The sequence below is a fragment of the Streptomyces sp. NBC_00631 genome, assembly GCF_045206895.1.
Classification (GTDB): domain Bacteria; phylum Actinomycetota; class Actinomycetes; order Streptomycetales; family Streptomycetaceae; genus Streptomyces.
The window spans coordinates 9,581,352-9,597,786 of sequence record NZ_CP107734.1; the positions used below are offsets into that span (position 1 = coordinate 9,581,352).

The 16,435-nt window shown below is 73.7% G+C and carries 14 protein-coding genes; 7 read left to right on the forward strand and 7 right to left on the reverse strand.

Going from position 1 to position 16,435, the window contains the following annotated elements:
* Positions 1-58: 58 nt before the first annotated feature.
* A complete protein-coding gene (locus OHB00_RS43420; protein WP_406443428.1) occupies positions 59-1,480 on the forward strand; it encodes a DEAD/DEAH box helicase in 1,422 nt (473 codons plus the stop codon).
* The gene (locus tag OHB00_RS43425) at positions 1,389-1,631 is read left to right on the forward strand and encodes an ATP-binding protein (protein ID WP_406443430.1); all 243 of its coding nucleotides are present in this window, start codon (positions 1,389-1,391) and stop codon (positions 1,629-1,631) included. The genes OHB00_RS43420 and OHB00_RS43425 overlap by 92 nt, the downstream gene beginning before the upstream one ends.
* Before the next feature lie 242 nt (positions 1,632-1,873).
* Here the strand turns inward: OHB00_RS43425 and OHB00_RS43430 are convergent, their stop codons facing one another.
* Positions 1,874-3,604, reverse strand: a complete 1,731-nt coding sequence (locus OHB00_RS43430; RefSeq protein ID WP_406443431.1) for a SulP family inorganic anion transporter — start codon at positions 3,602-3,604, stop codon at positions 1,874-1,876.
* 263 nt (positions 3,605-3,867) lie between these two features.
* A complete protein-coding gene (ppk2, locus tag OHB00_RS43435) occupies positions 3,868-4,671 on the reverse strand; it encodes a polyphosphate kinase 2 (RefSeq protein WP_406443433.1) in 804 nt (267 codons plus the stop codon).
* A 360-nt stretch (positions 4,672-5,031) separates the two neighbouring features.
* On the opposite strand from ppk2, the gene OHB00_RS43440 reads away from it, so the two are divergent.
* Positions 5,032-5,721, forward strand: coding sequence for a CBS domain-containing protein (locus tag OHB00_RS43440; RefSeq protein ID WP_406443434.1), 690 nt, complete (start codon positions 5,032-5,034; stop codon positions 5,719-5,721).
* A gap of 47 nt (positions 5,722-5,768) precedes the next feature.
* On the forward strand, positions 5,769-6,371 hold the full coding sequence (locus OHB00_RS43445) for a hypothetical protein (RefSeq protein ID WP_406443436.1): 603 nt from the start codon (positions 5,769-5,771) through the stop codon (positions 6,369-6,371).
* Positions 6,372-6,416: 45 nt separating this feature from the next.
* Here the strand turns inward: OHB00_RS43445 and OHB00_RS43450 are convergent, their stop codons facing one another.
* Positions 6,417-6,812, reverse strand: a complete 396-nt coding sequence (locus OHB00_RS43450) for a nuclear transport factor 2 family protein (protein WP_406446242.1) — start codon at positions 6,810-6,812, stop codon at positions 6,417-6,419.
* A 63-nt stretch (positions 6,813-6,875) separates the two neighbouring features.
* Between OHB00_RS43450 and OHB00_RS43455 the strand changes: the two genes are divergently transcribed.
* From OHB00_RS43455 to OHB00_RS43465, 3 genes are all read left to right on the forward strand, one after another.
* A complete protein-coding gene (locus OHB00_RS43455; protein ID WP_406443438.1) occupies positions 6,876-7,448 on the forward strand; it encodes a PadR family transcriptional regulator in 573 nt (190 codons plus the stop codon).
* A gap of 129 nt (positions 7,449-7,577) precedes the next feature.
* Entirely contained in the window at positions 7,578-7,889 is a 312-nt protein-coding gene (locus OHB00_RS43460; RefSeq protein WP_406443440.1) for an amino acid decarboxylase, read from the forward strand.
* A gap of 165 nt (positions 7,890-8,054) precedes the next feature.
* A complete protein-coding gene (locus tag OHB00_RS43465; RefSeq protein ID WP_406443442.1) occupies positions 8,055-10,361 on the forward strand; it encodes a catalase in 2,307 nt (768 codons plus the stop codon).
* 70 nt (positions 10,362-10,431) lie between these two features.
* Here OHB00_RS43465 and OHB00_RS43470 read toward each other — a convergent pair whose 3' ends face one another.
* From OHB00_RS43470 to OHB00_RS43485, 4 genes are all read right to left on the reverse strand, one after another.
* Positions 10,432-11,508, reverse strand: a complete 1,077-nt coding sequence (locus OHB00_RS43470; RefSeq protein ID WP_406446244.1) for an NlpC/P60 family protein — start codon at positions 11,506-11,508, stop codon at positions 10,432-10,434.
* 147 nt (positions 11,509-11,655) lie between these two features.
* Positions 11,656-12,156 carry an RNA polymerase sigma factor gene (locus tag OHB00_RS43475; protein ID WP_406446246.1) on the reverse strand — a complete coding sequence of 167 codons (501 nt, stop codon included), beginning with the start codon at positions 12,154-12,156 and terminating at the stop codon, positions 11,656-11,658.
* 121 nt (positions 12,157-12,277) lie between these two features.
* Positions 12,278-12,943 (reverse strand): M15 family metallopeptidase, encoded by a 666-nt coding sequence (locus OHB00_RS43480; RefSeq protein ID WP_406443443.1) that lies wholly within the window; start codon positions 12,941-12,943, stop codon positions 12,278-12,280.
* Between the two features lie 114 nt (positions 12,944-13,057).
* Positions 13,058-16,105 carry a BTAD domain-containing putative transcriptional regulator gene (locus tag OHB00_RS43485; RefSeq protein WP_406443445.1) on the reverse strand — a complete coding sequence of 1,016 codons (3,048 nt, stop codon included), beginning with the start codon at positions 16,103-16,105 and terminating at the stop codon, positions 13,058-13,060.
* Positions 16,106-16,435: the final 330 nt, after the last annotated feature.

Sequence of the window (16,435 nt, forward strand, 5' to 3'; positions counted from 1 at the left end):
GGTGGCCGCGTCCCCGCCGCGCCTTCCTCGGTACGGTCCCTTTGGAGGAAGGCTTTCTGTGAGTGAATCAGCACGTGCCGATGCCCGGCAGCGGGACCATGTGTCCGAGGCGTCGGGCGCCACTTCGGCGCCGTCCGCGGCGGTGTCCTTCGCGCAGCTGGGGCTGCCGGCCGAGGTCCTGCGGGTGCTCGACGAGCACGGTGTGACCGCGCCCTTCCCCATCCAGGCGGCGGCGCTGCCGAACGCCCTGGCGGGACGGGACGTCCTGGGCCGGGGCCGCACCGGATCCGGCAAGACGCTCGCCTTCGGCCTGGGGATGCTCGCCCGGACGGCCGGGCGGCGCGCGCAGCCCAAGGAGCCGCTGGCGCTCGTTCTGGTGCCCACCAGGGAGCTGGCGCAGCAGATCGGTGAGGTGCTCACCCCGTACGCCGAGGCGCTGCGGCTGCGGCTCGCGACCGTGGTCGGCGGAGTGTCCATCGGACGGCAGACCGCCGTGCTGCGGGACGGCGCCGAGATCGTCGTCGCCACGCCCGGCCGGCTGCACGACCTCGTCGAGCGCAAGGGCTGCCGACTGGGACGGGTACGCATCGCGGTCCTGGACGAGGCCGACCAGATGTGCGACATGGGGTTCCTGCCGCAGGTCACCGAGATCCTGGACCAGGTGCGTCCGGACGGGCAGCGGATGCTGTTCTCCGCCACCCTCGACCGCGATGTCGACCAGCTGGTGCTCGACTACCTGCGTGACCCCGCCGTCCACTCCGTGGACCCCTCCTCCGGCGCGGTCTCCGCGATCGACCACCACGTCTTCGTCGTGCACGGTCCCGACCGGTACGCCGTGACCACCGAGATCGCCGCCCGGGACGGCCGCGTCCTGCTGTTCCTCGACACCAAGCACGGCGTCGACCAGCTCACGCGGCATCTGCGGGCCAGCGGTGTGGCCGCCGCCGCCCTGCACAGCGGGAAGTCCCAGCCGCAGCGCACCCGGACCCTCGCCCAGTTCAAGAACGGCCAGGTCACCACGCTGGTGGCGACGAACGTCGCCGCACGCGGCCTGCACGTCGACGACCTCGACCTCGTGGTCAATGTCGACCCGGCCACCGACCCGAAGGACTATCTGCACCGAGCGGGCCGCACGGCCCGGGCCGGCCGCTCCGGCACCGTCGTGACACTCGTCCTGCCGGGACAGCGCCGCGAGACCAGCCAGGTCATGACGGACGCCGACGTAGCCCCCAGGGTCACCAAGGTGCGGTCCGGCGAGGCGGAGCTGAGCCGGATCACCGGAGCCAGGGCCCCCTCCGGAAAGCCCCTCGACGGCGGGCCGGCCGTGCCGCGTCCCAAGAACCACAACGCCCCGTTCCGTGGCATGGGCAGCACCAAGGACGCGAGGGGTGGCTCCGGCGGCAGGCCGTCCCGCAAGAGCAGCGAGGCGCGCAAGCTCGCGGAGGCCCGCGAGGCGGCCCGGGTGCGGCGCGGCGGCTGAGCCCCACGGCGGCAGTGGCCTCGGTCTCGCCGTCACGGCGGCCATCGCGGAGGGCCACGGCGGTCGTCTCCAACTCGACACCGCCCCGGAAGAAGGCTGCACCTTCCTCCTGGTCCTCCCCTCAGCCGGCTTCGGCCGGGGACGTCGGTGATCCCGCGCCTTGCCGGGGCTGTTCCGGTGGGACCATGCGAACCCGTCCGGTCCGGCCGCCCGCCTCGCGTGCGGATCAACTCGTCCTGCCCCTGACCGAGGTGGACGACCGTCGAGCGGATCGGCCCTCGTGTCAGCACAGGCGCCCAGGTCAGGGCGCGCCTTCTCCTGTCAGCGTGCGGCTCCGGGCCCGTTCCGGCCGTGGGCCGAGCGGCCCGCCGGTCCGGAACCTTCGGTACGGCTTCACGTCCCGGACCCGCCCGGCTGCGCCCCCAGCCACTCCCGGTACGCCGCCACCGCCGTCGGCAGGGTCGGGAAGATGCGGTCGTGGCCGACCCGGTCCGCGAGGCCGTACGCCTCCAGGCTGTCCAGGAGATCCTGCTTCACACGGGCGAGGGCGAACACGACGCCGCGCGCCTCCAGTTCGCGGCGGAGGGCGTCGACCGCGTCGAGCGCGGTGATGTCGACCTCCACGTTGGCCTCGGTGTTGAGGACGAACCAGCGGACGGCCTCGCTCTGTTCGTCGACGGCGGCCAGGGCCCGGCGGTGGAAGTTCTCCGCGTTGGCGAAGAACAGAGGCGAGTCATAGCGGTAGACCAGGAGACCGGGGACCGTGCGGGCGGTGGGGTAGTCGTCGACGTCGTGCATCCCGGCCACTCCGGGGACCAGGCCCTCGATCGCGTCGTGCGGGCGGGCCACCCGGGTCAGCAGTTCGGCCACCGACAGGCCGACGGCGACCAGCACGCCGTACAGGATGTCCAGGGCGAGGACCCCCGCCAGGCAGCCGAGCGCGAGGAGCAGCTCGCGGCGGCGGAAGGCGGCCAGGCGGCGGAAGCCGGCGAGGTCGGTCATGCGGGTCGCCGCGTAGACGACCAGGGCGCCGAGCACCGCGGCGGGTGCCCGGGTGAGCAGGGGGCTGAGGAAGAGCAGGACCGCGAGGACCAGGGCGCCGGCGACCAGGGAGTACCCCTGGCTGCGGGCCCCCGACGAGTTGGCCAGCGCGGTACGGCTGGCGCTGCTGCTCACCGGGAAGCCGTGGACGACGCTCGCCCCGAGGTTGGCCGCGCCGAGGGCCAGGAACTCCTGGTCGGCGTCGAGCCCCGGACCGTCCTCGGGGCCCTGGCCCGCGAACGCGCGGGCGGTGAGGATGAAGTCCGTGTAGGCCACCAGGAGGACGCCGAGCGCGGGCAGTACCAGGCGCGGCAGCTCGGCCAGGTCCGGCAGGGCGACGCCGGGCACTCCCGCCGGGACGGTGCCGATGACCCGGATGCCGTACCGGCCGTCGAGGTCGAACGCCACCACGGCCGCCGTGCCCAGGACCACGGTCAGCAGCGGGCCGGGCAGCGCCGGCACGTACCGGGTGCCGCCGAGAAGGAAGACCAGCGCCACCGCCGAGAAGACCACGGTCGCCGGCTGTGCCTCGCTCACGTGGGTGAAGAACGACCAGAGCTGGGGGAAGAACTCGGTTCCCGTCACCGGTACGCCGGTGAGTTTCGGCAGCTGGTCCACCACCATGATCAGAGCGACCCCGGCCAGGTAGCCGATCAGGACGGGGCGGGAGAGCAGGTCCGCCAGAAAGCCCAGCCGGACCGCCCGCGCGATCAGGCAGAGCAGGCCGACCGCGGCGGCGAGGGTGGCCGCCAGCACGGCGTAGCGGCCGGGGTCGCCGGCGGCGAGCGGGGCGACCACGGTGGCCGTCATCAGGGCTGTCGTCGACTCCGGGCCGACCGACAGCAGCCGCGAGGAGCCGAACACCGTGTACAGCGCCAGGGCGGGCAGGATCGCCCACAGACCGGCGACCGGGGGCAGCCCGGCCACCCCGGCGTACGCCATCACCTGCGGCACCAGGTACGCGGCGACCGTCACCCCGGCCAGCAGGTCGCCCTTCAGCCAGGCGCGCCGATAGCCGAGCAGCGAGACGAGGCCGGGCACGAGCCGGTGCCACCCCGGATGCCCGTCTCCACCGTGGGTCATGCGCCGCCTTTCGCCCGGTGATCCCGGAGATCATGATGGCAGCGAGCGCCCACACCCGAACTCCGGGGTGCCGACAGGCACCGCCCCTGTGCCCGGTCCCCGGGACGAGCACCGCTGCGCGCCGGGAGGCGCGCGGTCCTCCCAGGCCTCGCCGGTGGCGTCCACCGGCGGCTCGTCATCGGGACGGGCGGACACGCGGCGGCATGCGGCGCCTTCTCCCGGCGATCCGCCGCCGACCGCCTGGGGCAGCCCGGTCCGGGAGCTCAGAGGCTCGCCGCGTGGTCCGGGACGTACGTCTGCAGATCCCGCGGGGGGCGCTCGTAGCCGGTCGACGACGGCCGCTTCGGGAGCTCCAGCACCGGCGGCGGCACGTCGTGGTACGGCACGGTCGACAGCAGGTGGGCCATCATGTTCAGCCGGGCCCGGCGCTTGTCGTCGCTCTCCACGATGTACCAGGGCGCCTCGCTGATGTCGGTGTGGACCAGCATCTCGTCCTTCGCCCGGGAGTAGGCCTCCCAGTGGGTGATCGACTCCAGGTCCATCGGCGAGAGCTTCCAGCGCCGCAGCGGATCGGCGAGGCGCTTGCGGAAACGGTCCTGCTGCTCGGTGTCGCTCACCGAGAACCAGTACTTGCGCAGCAGGATCCCGGACTCCACCAGCATCCGCTCGAAGATCGGGCAGTGCCGCAGGAAGAGCTGGTACTCCTCCTTCGTGCAGAAGCCCATCACATGCTCGACGCCGGCCCGATTGTACCAGGACCGGTCGAACAGCACGATCTCCCCGGCCGCCGGCAGATGCTCCGCGTACCGCTGGAAGTACCACTGGGAGCGCTCGCGCTCGGTGGGTTTCGGCAGCGCCGCGATCCGGGCGATACGCGGATTGAGGTGCTCGGTCACGCGTTTGATCGTGCCGCCCTTGCCGGCCGCGTCCCGCCCCTCGAAGATCACGACAAGGCGTGCCCCCGTGGCCCGCACCCACTCCTGCAGCTTCACCAACTCGGTCTGCAACCGCAGCAGTTCCGCCTCGTACGCCTTGCGCGGCAGCTCCGCCGCCTTCTTGCCGGCCATGCCGCCTCCGCCGCCCGATGACCTGCCCATGGAGCCATCCGATGTCCGCGGTCGAACACCAGGACGCCACCGTACTGTCCGACGCGGAACCGCGCACCCCAAGGGTTCCTCGCCCCGGCGCGTGACGGCCCGGTCCTGTGGGCGGAGGGCACCCGGCATCGGCGGCAGCGGGCCTCTGGTGTGGCGGGTGCCGGTGGGGGAGCCGTAGCGTCGAACTACCGGCGCTGCCCGACGCGCGCCCACTGCTCGGTCCGGTACGGACCGGAATCGGGAGACGGGACCGTTCGGCCCATGCCCTCAGGGCCCGGATGACCGATTCTGAGGGTGTCGGACCACGGCAGCCGAACCCTGGAGGTCGCCATGACCGGCACTCCGCACATCGTGAACGACGTGATGACGCACACCGTCCTCGCCCTGCGCCACGGCGCGCCCTTCAAGGACATCGTGAAAGCCATGCAGCGGTGGCAGGTGAGCGCGGCCCCCGTCCTCGACGACGACGGCCGGGTCGTCGGTGTCGTCTCGGAGGCCGATCTGCTGCGCAAGGAGCAGGCCCGCGGTGACGCTCCCGGCGGTCTGGCCGGGGCCGACCGGGCCAGGGCGACGGCCGTCACCGCCGGGGAGCTGATGACCGTACCGGCCGTCACCGTCCACCCCGAGGCCACACTGCCCGAGGCGGCGCGCACGATGGCCCGGCACGGCGTCAAACGGCTTCCGGTGATCGACGCGGACGGCCTGCTGCGGGGCGTCGTGAGCCGTGCCGACCTGCTGAAGGTGTTCCTGCGGGACGACGAGGACATCGCCGAGGAGATCCGGCGTGAGATCGTCCCGCACCTCTTCCACGCCTCGGCCGAACCGGTGCGGGTGCGGGTCCGCGACGGCGTCGCCACTCTCACCGGCCGCGTCTCGGACACCGCGCTGATCCCGGTGGCCGCCGGGTGGGTGCGGGGCGTCGACGGCGTGGTCGCCGTGGACTGCGCGCTCGCGGGGCCGCCGCGCCGCCCGGACCTCGACCCCGATCTTCCCGACCCGGAGCACGTACCACCGGCCTGAGGCCCCCGCGGCCGGACGTTCCGGATCCCGGAAGGAGGCGCCGGACCATGACCAGGACGCGTCGCACACCCGTGACCAGGAGACCGCTCTGGCGCTGGCGGCGCAATCCGCTGCGCCGCCACAGCGACGTCGTGGAAGCCTGGATCGTGCTCGCCGTGTGGACCGTGGCCCTCCTCGGCGGGCTGCTCGCCGGAGGAGCGGCCGGCGCCGCCGTGCACCGGAACTTCGCCGACCGGCGCGCCGCCATCCACCCGGTGTCGGCCCGGCTGACCGAGAACGCGGCGGCCGGCTCACCCGTCCTCACCGGTTACGACGTGGGCAAGTCGTGGGTCACCGTGCGCTGGACGGACGCGGCCGGCACCACCCGCACCGGCCTGGCCAAGGCCCTGCCCACGGCCAGGGCGGGCAGCCGGGTCCAGGTCTGGGTGAATCGCGAGGAACGGCCGGTCGGAGCGCCCCCGAGCCAGGCCGAGGTCATGTGCGAGTCCCTGGCGACCGCCGCTCTCCTGAGCCCGCTCGTCGCCGGCGCGGTGTGGGGCGGCGGCTGGGTGGTCCGCCGCCGGCTGATGCGCCGCCGCCTCGCCGAATGGGACGCGGAATGGCGGCGGATCGGGCCCCAGTGGCGGAACTTCAGCGGCGGCAAGGGGTGAGGTGGGGGAGCCGTACCCGGTGCGTCGGTGTCGCCCCGGCCGGGGTCACCGCGCGGCGGCGGCCTCCTGGGCGATCTGCTCGAAGCGGGCGCCCATCGCCTCGGACAGCGCCTGCGCGGCCGACAGCGGGCGCACCATCACCGTGAACTCGTCGATCCTGCCGTCCTCGTCGAAGTGCAGGAAGTCGCAGCCCTGGAGCTTCTTCCCGGCGACCGTCGCCGTGAACACGAAGGCGTGGTCGCGGCCGTCCGGGTTCGCGATCTCCCGTACGTAGGCGAAGTCCTGGAAGACCTGCGACACCGCACGCAGGATCGCGGCCGTGATCGCCTTGCCCGGATACGGCTTGAAGGCGACCGGGCTGGTGAAGACGACATCGTCGGCCAGCAGGTCGGCCACGGCGGCCATGTCGCCGTTCTCGACGGCCTCGCGGAAGGGGTGCACGGGCTGCATGGAGTCCACCTCATTTATTCAAAAAGTTGAGTATGCGGATGCTAGCGTGCACCCATGGCTCTGCGGAATGCGGTGATGGCCGCCCTCCTGGAGGGCGAGGCCTCCGGTTACGACCTCGCCAAGGGATTCGACGCGACGGTCGCCAACTTCTGGGCGGCGACTCCCCAGCAGCTCTACCGCGAACTGGAGCGCATGGAGGCCGAGGGGCTGGTCACCGCCCGGGTCGTCGAGCAGGAACGCCGCCCCAACAAACGGCTGTTCTCGCTCACTCCGGCCGGTCGCGACGCCGTGCGCGCCTATACGGCCGAGCCTCCGGCCCGGCCGTCCGTGGTCCGCGACGAACTGCTGGTCAAGGTGCAGTGCGCGGACGCCGGCGACCTCGGCGCGGTCCGCGCCGCCGTCGCCGAGCGCATGGAGTGGGCCACCGCCAAGCTGGCCCGCTACGAACGGATCCGGCAGCGCCTGCTCGCCGGCCGCTCCGAGGAGGCCTACTTCGCCGAGGCCGAGCGCGTCGGCCCGTACCTCACCCTGCTGCGCGGGATGGCCTTCGAGCGCGAGAACCTCCAGTGGGGCGACCTGGTCCTGCGCAGGCTCGAACAGCGGGTGGCTATTCAACAAAGTGAATAGCTTCGCTCTCGTGGTGTTTCGACCTCGCCGCGCGGTGCACACGGTCGGTGTACGCGGCGGGAACCGGGGGCGCCGGACCGGTGGACTACCTGGGAGGAACGATGGACCACCGCCCTGCACGCTCTGGTCGTGGACGCCGGCTCCATCGGACACCAGGAGTGGGTGCACCTTCCCGAGCCGGCCGTGCTGGAACTGGAGCAGGCCATGCTGCCGCGCGACGCCTTCTTCGCCGAGGCCGAGCACGTGCCCGCGGAGCGGGCGGCGGGCCGGATCGCCGCGGAGATGGTCACTCCCTACCCGCCGGGCGTGCCCGTGATCGCCCCCGGCGAGGTGATCACCGACGAAATCCTCCACTACCTGCGCAGCGGCGCCGACCACGGCGTCCTCATCCCCGACGCCTCCGACCCGTCGGTGCGCGAACTGCGCGTGGTACGGCGCTGAGCCGCCCGCCGCCACGGAACCGACGCGATCCGATCGCTGGATCCGTGCCTGGACCGCGGCCGCCCGGGTACGCGGGCACAGCCGGTTCAGGGCAGGGGCAGTCCGCGCTTGAAAACAGCAGGCCGCGACGTACGACGGCCCGCCAGATGCGAAGGAATGGTACCGATGGGCGAGACCAATCCCCTCAAGCGAGCGGCAGACAAGGTCGCCGACACCGTCCGGGGTGACCACACGGGACCCGCCGACGGGATTCCGGGCAAGCCCGGCCCCGAGTCACCCACGGTCGCGGAACCGACCGAGCCCCGCGAGCCGCTGCCCCCGAAGCCGGACCAGAGCGGCCCGGACACCTACTCGCCGACCGGACAGCCGACGGGCGTCGACCAGGCCCGGACGGCGCAGGCGGAGCCCTATCTGACCGACGCCCAGGGCCATCGCCGCCACGACACCGACCACTCGCTCAAGGCGGGGCCGCGCGGGCCCGTCCTCCTGCAGGACCACCACCTGCGCGAGAAGGTCATGCACTTCGACCACGAACGGATCCCGGAGCGCGTGGTGCACGCCCGGGGCGCCGGCGCGCACGGGGTCTTCCACAGCTACGGCACGGCGGCCACGGTCACCAGGGCCGCGTTCCTCGCCGCCGACGTCGAGACCCCGGTCTTCGTGCGGTTCTCCACCGTGCTCGGGTCCAGGGGATCGTCCGACACGGTCCGCGACACCCGCGGCTTCGCGACCAAGTTCTACACCACAGAGGGCGTCTTCGACCTGGTCGGCAACAACATGCCGGTCTTCTTCATCCAGGACGCCATCAAGTTCCCGGACATCATCCACGCCGGCAAACCCCACCCCGACCGGGAGATCCCGCAGGCGCAGAGCGCCCACGACACTTTCTGGGACTTCGTCACCCTGCACACCGAGGCGACCCACCACACCCTGTGGAACATGTCCGACCGGGGCATCCCGCGGTCCTTCCGCACCATGGAGGGCTTCGGCGTCCACACCTTCCGCCTGGTCGACGCCGACGGCGCGAGCACGCTGGTGAAGTTCCACTGGAAGCCGAAGCTCGGCGTGCACTCCCTGGTGTGGGAGGAGGCGCAGATCGCAGGCGGTGTCGACCCCGACTTCCACCGCCGGGACCTGGCCGACGCCATCGAGGCCGGCGCCTACCCGCAGTGGGAGTTCGGGATCCAGACCTTCCCCGACACCGAGGACCAGACCTTCGAGGGCATCGACCTGCTCGACCCCACCAACCTCGTCCCCGAGGAACTCGCCCCGGTGCAGCCGATCGGGCTGCTCACCCTCAACCGCAACCCGTCCAACTACTTCGCCGAGACCGAGCAGGTCGCCTTCCACGTCGGCCACCTGGTCCCGGGCATCGACATCACCGACGACCCGTTGCTCGCCGGGCGCCTCTTCTCGTACCTCGACACCCAGATCACCCGACTCGGCGGCCCCAACTTCGCCCAGTTGCCGATCAACCGGACCCACGCCCCCGTCAACGACATGCTGCGTGACGGCATGCACCAGACGGCCGTGCACCGGGGCGTCGCCCCCTACCGGCCCAACTCCCTTGACGGCGGCTGCCCGTTCGCCCCGGGCACCGACCTCGGCGCGTACGTCGAGACGCCCGTCCCGGTGCCGGAGTCGCACAAGACCCGGCAGCCGCCCGAGTCGTTCGCCGACCACTTCAGCCAGCCGCGCCGGTTCTGGCTCAGCATGAGCCCGGTGGAACGCGAGCACATCATCGGCGCCTACACCTTCGAACTCGGCAAGTGCTACGAACAGGCCGTCAAGGAACGCGGACTCCAGGTGCTCGCCAACATCGACCCGGAGCTGTGCGCCCAGGTCGCGGCCGGCCTCGGGCTGCCCACGCCGGAGCCGACCGTACCGCTCGCCGACGTCGAGCCCAGCCCCGCCCTGTCCCAGGTCGGGCGCACCTGGCCCACCGACGGGCGGGTCATCGGCATCGTCACGGGCCCGGACGGCGACCTCGACGGCGTGCACGCCGTGCGCGAGGCCGTGGTCGAGGCGGGCATGGTGCCGCTGGTCGTCGCCCCGGCCGGCGGCATGCTCGACGGCAGCGGCAGCGGCAGCGGCAGCGGCAGCGGCGACGGTGCGGTGCCGGTGCAGCGCACCTACGCCACCGCCCGGTCCGTGGAGTTCGACGCCCTCCTGGTCGCCGGCACACCGGGGCTGGGCACCGACGCGTACGGCGCCCGGGACGCCAAGGCGGGCACGGCGAACGGGCACGGGCCCACCCACGACCCGCGGGTGGGGCTGCTGCTGAACGAGACCTTCCGGCACGGCAAGGCGATCGGCGGCTGGAAGGGTGCCGAGGCCGCACTGGAAGCGGCCGGTGTGCCCGCCGACGCGGCCGGCGTGGTCGTGGCCGACAGCGGCACGGCGACGCTGCGACAGGTCATCGCCCTGCTGGGCGAGCACCGCGTCTGGGAACGCTTCCCGGCCGAGGTGTGAACCGCCGACACCCGGGTGCGCCCGGCCGCCGAACGGGGCCGGGCGCACAGCACGGGCAGGCGGGGCGCGGTCAGCAGGTGGCCACACCCGGCAGCCAGGCCGGGCCCTTGAGGTAGATGTTCGTCAGCCACGCCCCGTTGGTCAGCCTGGACCAGGCGTCGTTGGTGTAGCCGTCGGCGGTGACCGTCTGGGCGTGCGCCTGGCAGACCACGTTGACCGTCGTCGGCTGCGGGAAGTAGTCCACGACACCGGCGTTCACGTTGGGCTCGCTGTGCGTCCGCACGCCCGTGCCCCAGGTCTGGAAGGCCGTGCTGCCCCCGCTCGGCGGCGGCGCGCTGTCGCCGCCGCAGTCCGGGATGCCGGGCAGCTCGGCCGGCCCCTTGATGTAGATGTTGGTCAGCCAGGAACCGTCGGCCAGCTTGGACCAGATGTCGTTGGTGTAGCCCTCGGCGGTCACCGTCTCCGCGTGTTCCTGACACTGCACGGAGACCTGGGTCGGCCCGGCGAAGGTGTCCACGACGGAGGAACCGACGCTCGGCGTGGAGTGCGTGCGCACGCCCGTGCCCCACGTCTCGAACGTCGTGCCGCCGTCGGCCGGCGGCGGCACCGGCGTACCCGACGGGTTGACGCGGATCGCGCCCGCGTAGTCGCCGCCCGTACGGACCGGGGTCACCCGGATGTGGGTGCCCGACTCGTACGCCTCGACCATCTGCCCCGCGCCCAGGTACATGGCGACATGGTGGACGTGCCCGCTGCCCCAGAACATCAGGTCACCGGGGACCAGGGGAGCGGTGCCCTGGCCCGCCGAGAAGCGGGCCGCGGCCTGCGGGCTGTGGAACTGGTCGTCGGCGGTGCCGTTGAGCAGGTCCTTGCCGGTCGCCCGGTAGTACGCGTACCGCATCAGGCCCGAACAGTCGAAGCCCTTGCGCTCGTTGTCGTGCAGGCTGTCCGGGTCGGAGCCGTCGTAGTAGCCGTACGTCGGCCCGGGCGTGGCGCCGTGGCCGCCGCCCCAGCTGTACCAGACGCCGATCTGGGAGCAGGCCGCATCGACGGCGGCCTGCGCCGTGGCCGAGGCGCCGGAGTCCAGCACCCCGCACGCGGTGTCCTGGGCGGCGGCGTGCGCGGTGACGGGCAGCAGCGGAGCCATCGCGAGGGCCGCGACCGCCGCGAGTGTCCTGGCAGGCGTGGTGAGGTTCAAGGTGTGCATCCTTCGTCGACGTGAAGCCCGGTGCGGGGGTCGGGCGGATCCACCGGGTGCCGCGTCCCACCCCCGTGGGGACGCGGCACCCGGAGCTCAGCCGGCCAGCGCCGCGCGCATCTTGGCCAGCGCCCGCATCCGGTTGCGCTGGACGGTGCCGCGATGGGCGCCGAGCCGTGCCCCGGCCGTGTCGTGGGTGAGCCCCTCCAGGTCGACGAGGATCACCGCGGCCGCCTCCTTCGGCGAGAGCACGCTCAGCAGCGCGAGGGCGGAGGCCGAGGCCTCGTACGTGCCGAGGCCGCCGTCCCAGCCGGCCTCGGGCAGCCGGTCGGTGGTGCGCTCCCGGCGGGAGGGGTGCAGCCAGGAGTCGCGCAGCAGGTTCAGCGCGACCGCGCAGGTGTAGGCGTACGGATGCTGCTGGGGCGTCAGGTTCCGGGCCCGGGCCCGCCGGGACAGCCGCAGGTACGTCTCCTGGAGGAGGTCGTCCGCGTCGTGCGGATTGCCGGTCAGGGCGAGCAGCCGTCTGCGCAGTCTGGGCATGTCGGCGGTGAAGGAGGCGTCGAAGTCTCCCGGGCTCATGGACTCTCCCGGGCTCATGGACCCGAAGACGTCGTCCGCATCGCCGCGCGGGTCCTGCGGACACGTGCCGCCGTGACTTTCCATGCTCGTCCCCCGTCGGTCGGTCGTGATCGTGCGTGAGAAGGGTCCGGTCGGCCGGTCACGCGGACCGGACCGGCGCCTCGGCGGGCCCGTAGCGGGCGGCCGGTGCCCCGCTCAGCAGGGCCCAGTACCGGTCGCCGTAGGACCAGTGCCACCACTCGGTGGGGTAGTTGACGAAGCCGGCCGTGGTCAGCGCCCGGCTCATCACCGCCCGGTTGGCGCGCGCCTCGGCGCCGACGTTCGACGCCCCGGTACGGCAGGCGCCCGCGCTCTCCTCCGGGGTGGCGTTGACCTCCGTGCCCAGCGGCAGTTCGATGCCGTCGGCGGTGCACAGGGTCAGGTCCACCGCCCCGCCGCTCACGTGCGGGGCCACCTCCGGCGGGGAGATGTAGGCGCTGGCCAGCTCCCGGATCCGGTCCGGGCCGGCGTCGGGGTGAGCCGTGCGCAGGGTCGTCGCGTACTGCTCGAAGTAGCGGCGCTGCAGCCCGGGCGGCCGGTACCCCTCGACCACCAGGAACCGGATCCCGTCCGGCAGCAGCGACTGCGCCTGGAGCAGCCGGCGCAGCGCCCCGAGGCGCAGGTGGGCGTAGCTGCCGTCGGCGTCGGCCTGGCGGCGGTCGATCCGCAGGCCGGGTGTGGCCCGGAGGTCGACCAGTGGTTCACCGCACTCCTGCTCGGTGACCTCGGCGACCCGGGAGTCGGAGAGCGTGATGATGTCCGTCACGCAGAACAGCGTGCCCGGGGCCCCTGCAATTGCTCTGCAGCTTCCCTGCAAGCGCGTCACCAGGGCCTCCGCGGCCGTCATGCGGCTCCCTGTGCCCGCGTGGCCGGGACCCGGTCACGGCACCTCGTGGTCCGCCCGCTCCCGTGCCTCGCGGCCGCCCAGCGACCGGAACACCTCCAGCGCCTCGGCCCGCGCGGCCCGCGCCCGTTCTGTCGCGCCGTCCGCCGACCACACCCCTGCCAGGTCCCACATCGTGCGGGCGCGCCACAGCGGCAGCCCCAACTCCGTCCAGAGGGCCACCGCCAGCTCCAGCGGCTCCCGGGCCGCGTCGCCGTCCCCGGCCGCCAGCCGCAGCTCTCCGAGGGTGCGCAGCACCAGCGCCTCGCCGAACCGGTCCTGGCGCTCCCGGGCCACCGCCAGGCAGCGCGCCAGCCGTTCTCCCGCCTGGGCCGTCCGACCGGTGCGCAACTCCACCTTGGCCAGGGCCTGTTCGGTGTACATCACGCCGAAGGTGTCGTGCAGGCCGGTGAAGGCCCGCAGCGCGTCGCGGAGCAGCCGTTCGGCGTCGGCGTACCGTCCCTCGGCCCGGTCGCACAGGGCCAGCGAGCGCAGCGTGAGCCCCTCGCCGTGCAGGTCGACCGCGGCCCGGTACAGCGCGAGGGCCCCGGACAGCGCCTCCCGGGCCCGCGGGCCGCGTCCCTGCTCACGGTGCACATAGCCGATGCCGTACAGCACACCTGCCCGGCCGCCGACGTCGCCCGTGTCGCCGTACCGTTCCAGCGCGGCCTCCAGCAGCTCCAACGCCTCGGTGTAGCGGGCCTGTTCGCGGCGGGCGGTGCCCATCCCGGCGAGGGCGACGGCCGCCCCGTCCGGCACCCGCTCCCCGAACAGCCGCAGCGCGTCCGCGAAGTAGGCGTACGAGTCCTCGAACCGGTCCTGCTCGTAGCGGAGTCGGCCGAGCCCGGCGAGCAGCCAGGCCTCGCCCTCCACGTCCCCGCCGCGCCGCACCGCGGCCATGGCCGCCGTGTGCGCCCGGGACCAGGCGTCGAACTGGTTGTACAACGCGGCCGAACTCGCGATCAGCGCCCCGGCGAGATCACGGGCGGTGCGGGCCATGCCGTGGTCGGCGCAGTGCGTCACGGCGGCCAGCAGCCCGGCCTGCTCGGCGGCGAACCAGGCCGCGGGCCGGGCGAGGACCGCCTCCTCGGTCTCCGGGTCGAGCGGGCGGACGGCGGCGGGTTCGGGGAAGTGACGGGCCGCGCCGCCGGGGCCCCGGGCGGCCGCCTTCCGGGCGAGGTCCAGCCAGCTCGCGGCCAGCCGCAGCACAGCGGCCGCGCGCTCCTCGGCGCGTTCCTCGACGAGACAGCGCTCACGGGCGTGTTCCCGGGCGAGGTCGTGGATGCGGTAGCGGGCGAGGCCGGTGCCGTCCACGCCGATCACGTCGATGAAGTGGCAGTCCACCAGCCGCTCGACGGCCTCCTCGGCCTCCTCGGTCCCTATGCCGAGCAGGGGAGCGGCGATCCAGGCCGCGAAGTCGGGCAGGTCCAGCAGGGCGAGACGGCGCAGGGCCCGGCGCTCCTGCGGGTCGAGGTCGGCGTAGCCGAGCTCCAGGCTGGTGCGCAACTCCAGGTCCCCGGCACTGAGTTCGTTGAGCCGGCGACGCTCGTCGCGCAGCCGTCCGGCAAGCCGGCCGGGCGCCCAGTGCGGGCGGGCGGCGAGGCGGGCACCGGCGATGCGGACCGCGAGCGGCAGCCGCCCGCACAGGGCGACGATCTCGGCGGCCCGCTCCGGCTCCGCCCCGGTCCGCCCCGCACCGGCCACCCGGCGGAGCAGGTCGAGCGCCTCCGCCTCGTCCGGGACGGCGAGGTCCAGATGGGCGGCGCCCTCCAGCGCCACCAGCCGGCGGCGGCTGGTGATCAGCACCGCCGAACCGGGACCGGGCGGGAGCAGGGGCCGCAGGTGCGCCTCACCTGCCGCGTTGTCCAGGACGATCAGGGTCCGCCGGTGCCCGATGTGGGTGCGGTACAGGCCGGTCAGCTCCTCGACGCCGGAGGGCAGCGTGTCGGGGTCGACACCCATCGCCCGCAGCAGCCGGGCCAGCGCGTCGGCGGGTTCCAGCGGGGTGGTGTCGGCGGCCCGCAGGTCCACGAAGAGCCGGCCGTCCGGGAAGAGGTCGGCGGTGCGGTGGCCGACGTGCACGGCGAGGGCCGTCTTGCCGATGCCGGAGCGCCCGGAGATCACCCCGATCGGCGGTGCGGTCCGGCCGGGGTCGCCGACGCCCCGCACCAGCTCGGTCGCCCACTCGACCTGGTCCGCCCGGCCCACGAAGTCGGCGATGTCCGGCGGGAGATGGGAGGGCGCGGGGCGCGGCCGCCCGCTGCGGGGAGCGGGCACCGGCCGGGTGACCCGCCCGGTGCCCAGCACGGCGGTGTCATGGGTGAGGACGGCCTGGTGCACCGCCCGCAGCTCCGGTCCCGGGTCGATGCCCAGCTCGTCGCGGAGCACCGCGCGGCCCTGCTGGTAGACGCGCAGCGCGTCGGAGACCCGGCCGGTGCGGAACAGGGCGGTCATCAGCTGGCCGCGGGGCCGCTCCCGCAGCGGATGCGCGGCCACATGGGCGAGCAGCGGCGCGATGGCACCGTCCGCGCGGTCCAGGTCCAGCGCCAGCCCGAAGGACTCCTCCTGCGCCACCAGCCGCAGCTCCGCGAGCCGGGCCGCCTCGATCCGGGCGAACGAGGGGCCGAGTCCCTCCAGCGCCTCCCGGCCCCGCCACAGCCCCAGCGCCTCGGCGAGCACGTCGGCGGCCTCCTCCGTGCGCCCCAGGGAGCGCCCGGCCGCGAGGAGTTCCTCGAAGCGGCGGGCGTCAACCCGGTCCGCGGCGAGGTCGGCGACATAGCCCGGCGGCCGGGTGCGGATCACCTCGGCCGTGCCGACCCGGGCCAGGGCCCGGCGTACGGCGGAGACATGGGTGGCGACCAGGGCGCCCGCGGTGGCCGGCGCCTCCTCGTCCCAGACGTAGTCCACCAGACGCTCGGTGGAGATCACCTCGCCCAGGTGGACGACGAGAGCGGCGAGGACGGCCAGTGGCCGTGCGCCGCCGAGCGGGGCCCGCCTGCCCCCCTCCCAGACCTCCACCGGGCCGAGCAGACGTACTTCGAACATCGGTCCCCGATCGCCGCCCCGCGAATGCGGACAACGATATCGGCGGCCACCGTCCGGGCAGGCCGACAGCCGGGCCGTCGTGTCCGGAACCAATCCGTCCGACCGGTCGGACGGAACCGCCGCGACGCCCGGTGTGCCGAACGGGACATGGGCCCGTCGGCCCTGGGGGAACCGCTCTCCCTCCTGCCGCAGTTGGCTGGTTTCTGTGGGTGGCCCTAGCGCCCCCTGTGCGGGAGACGGGCGCCGGCCGGCTCTCGTATGACCGCGCACCCGGGTCCGCCGCCGGCTCCGGCGCACCCGGAACTCCCCACGGCCGCATGTCATACGAAC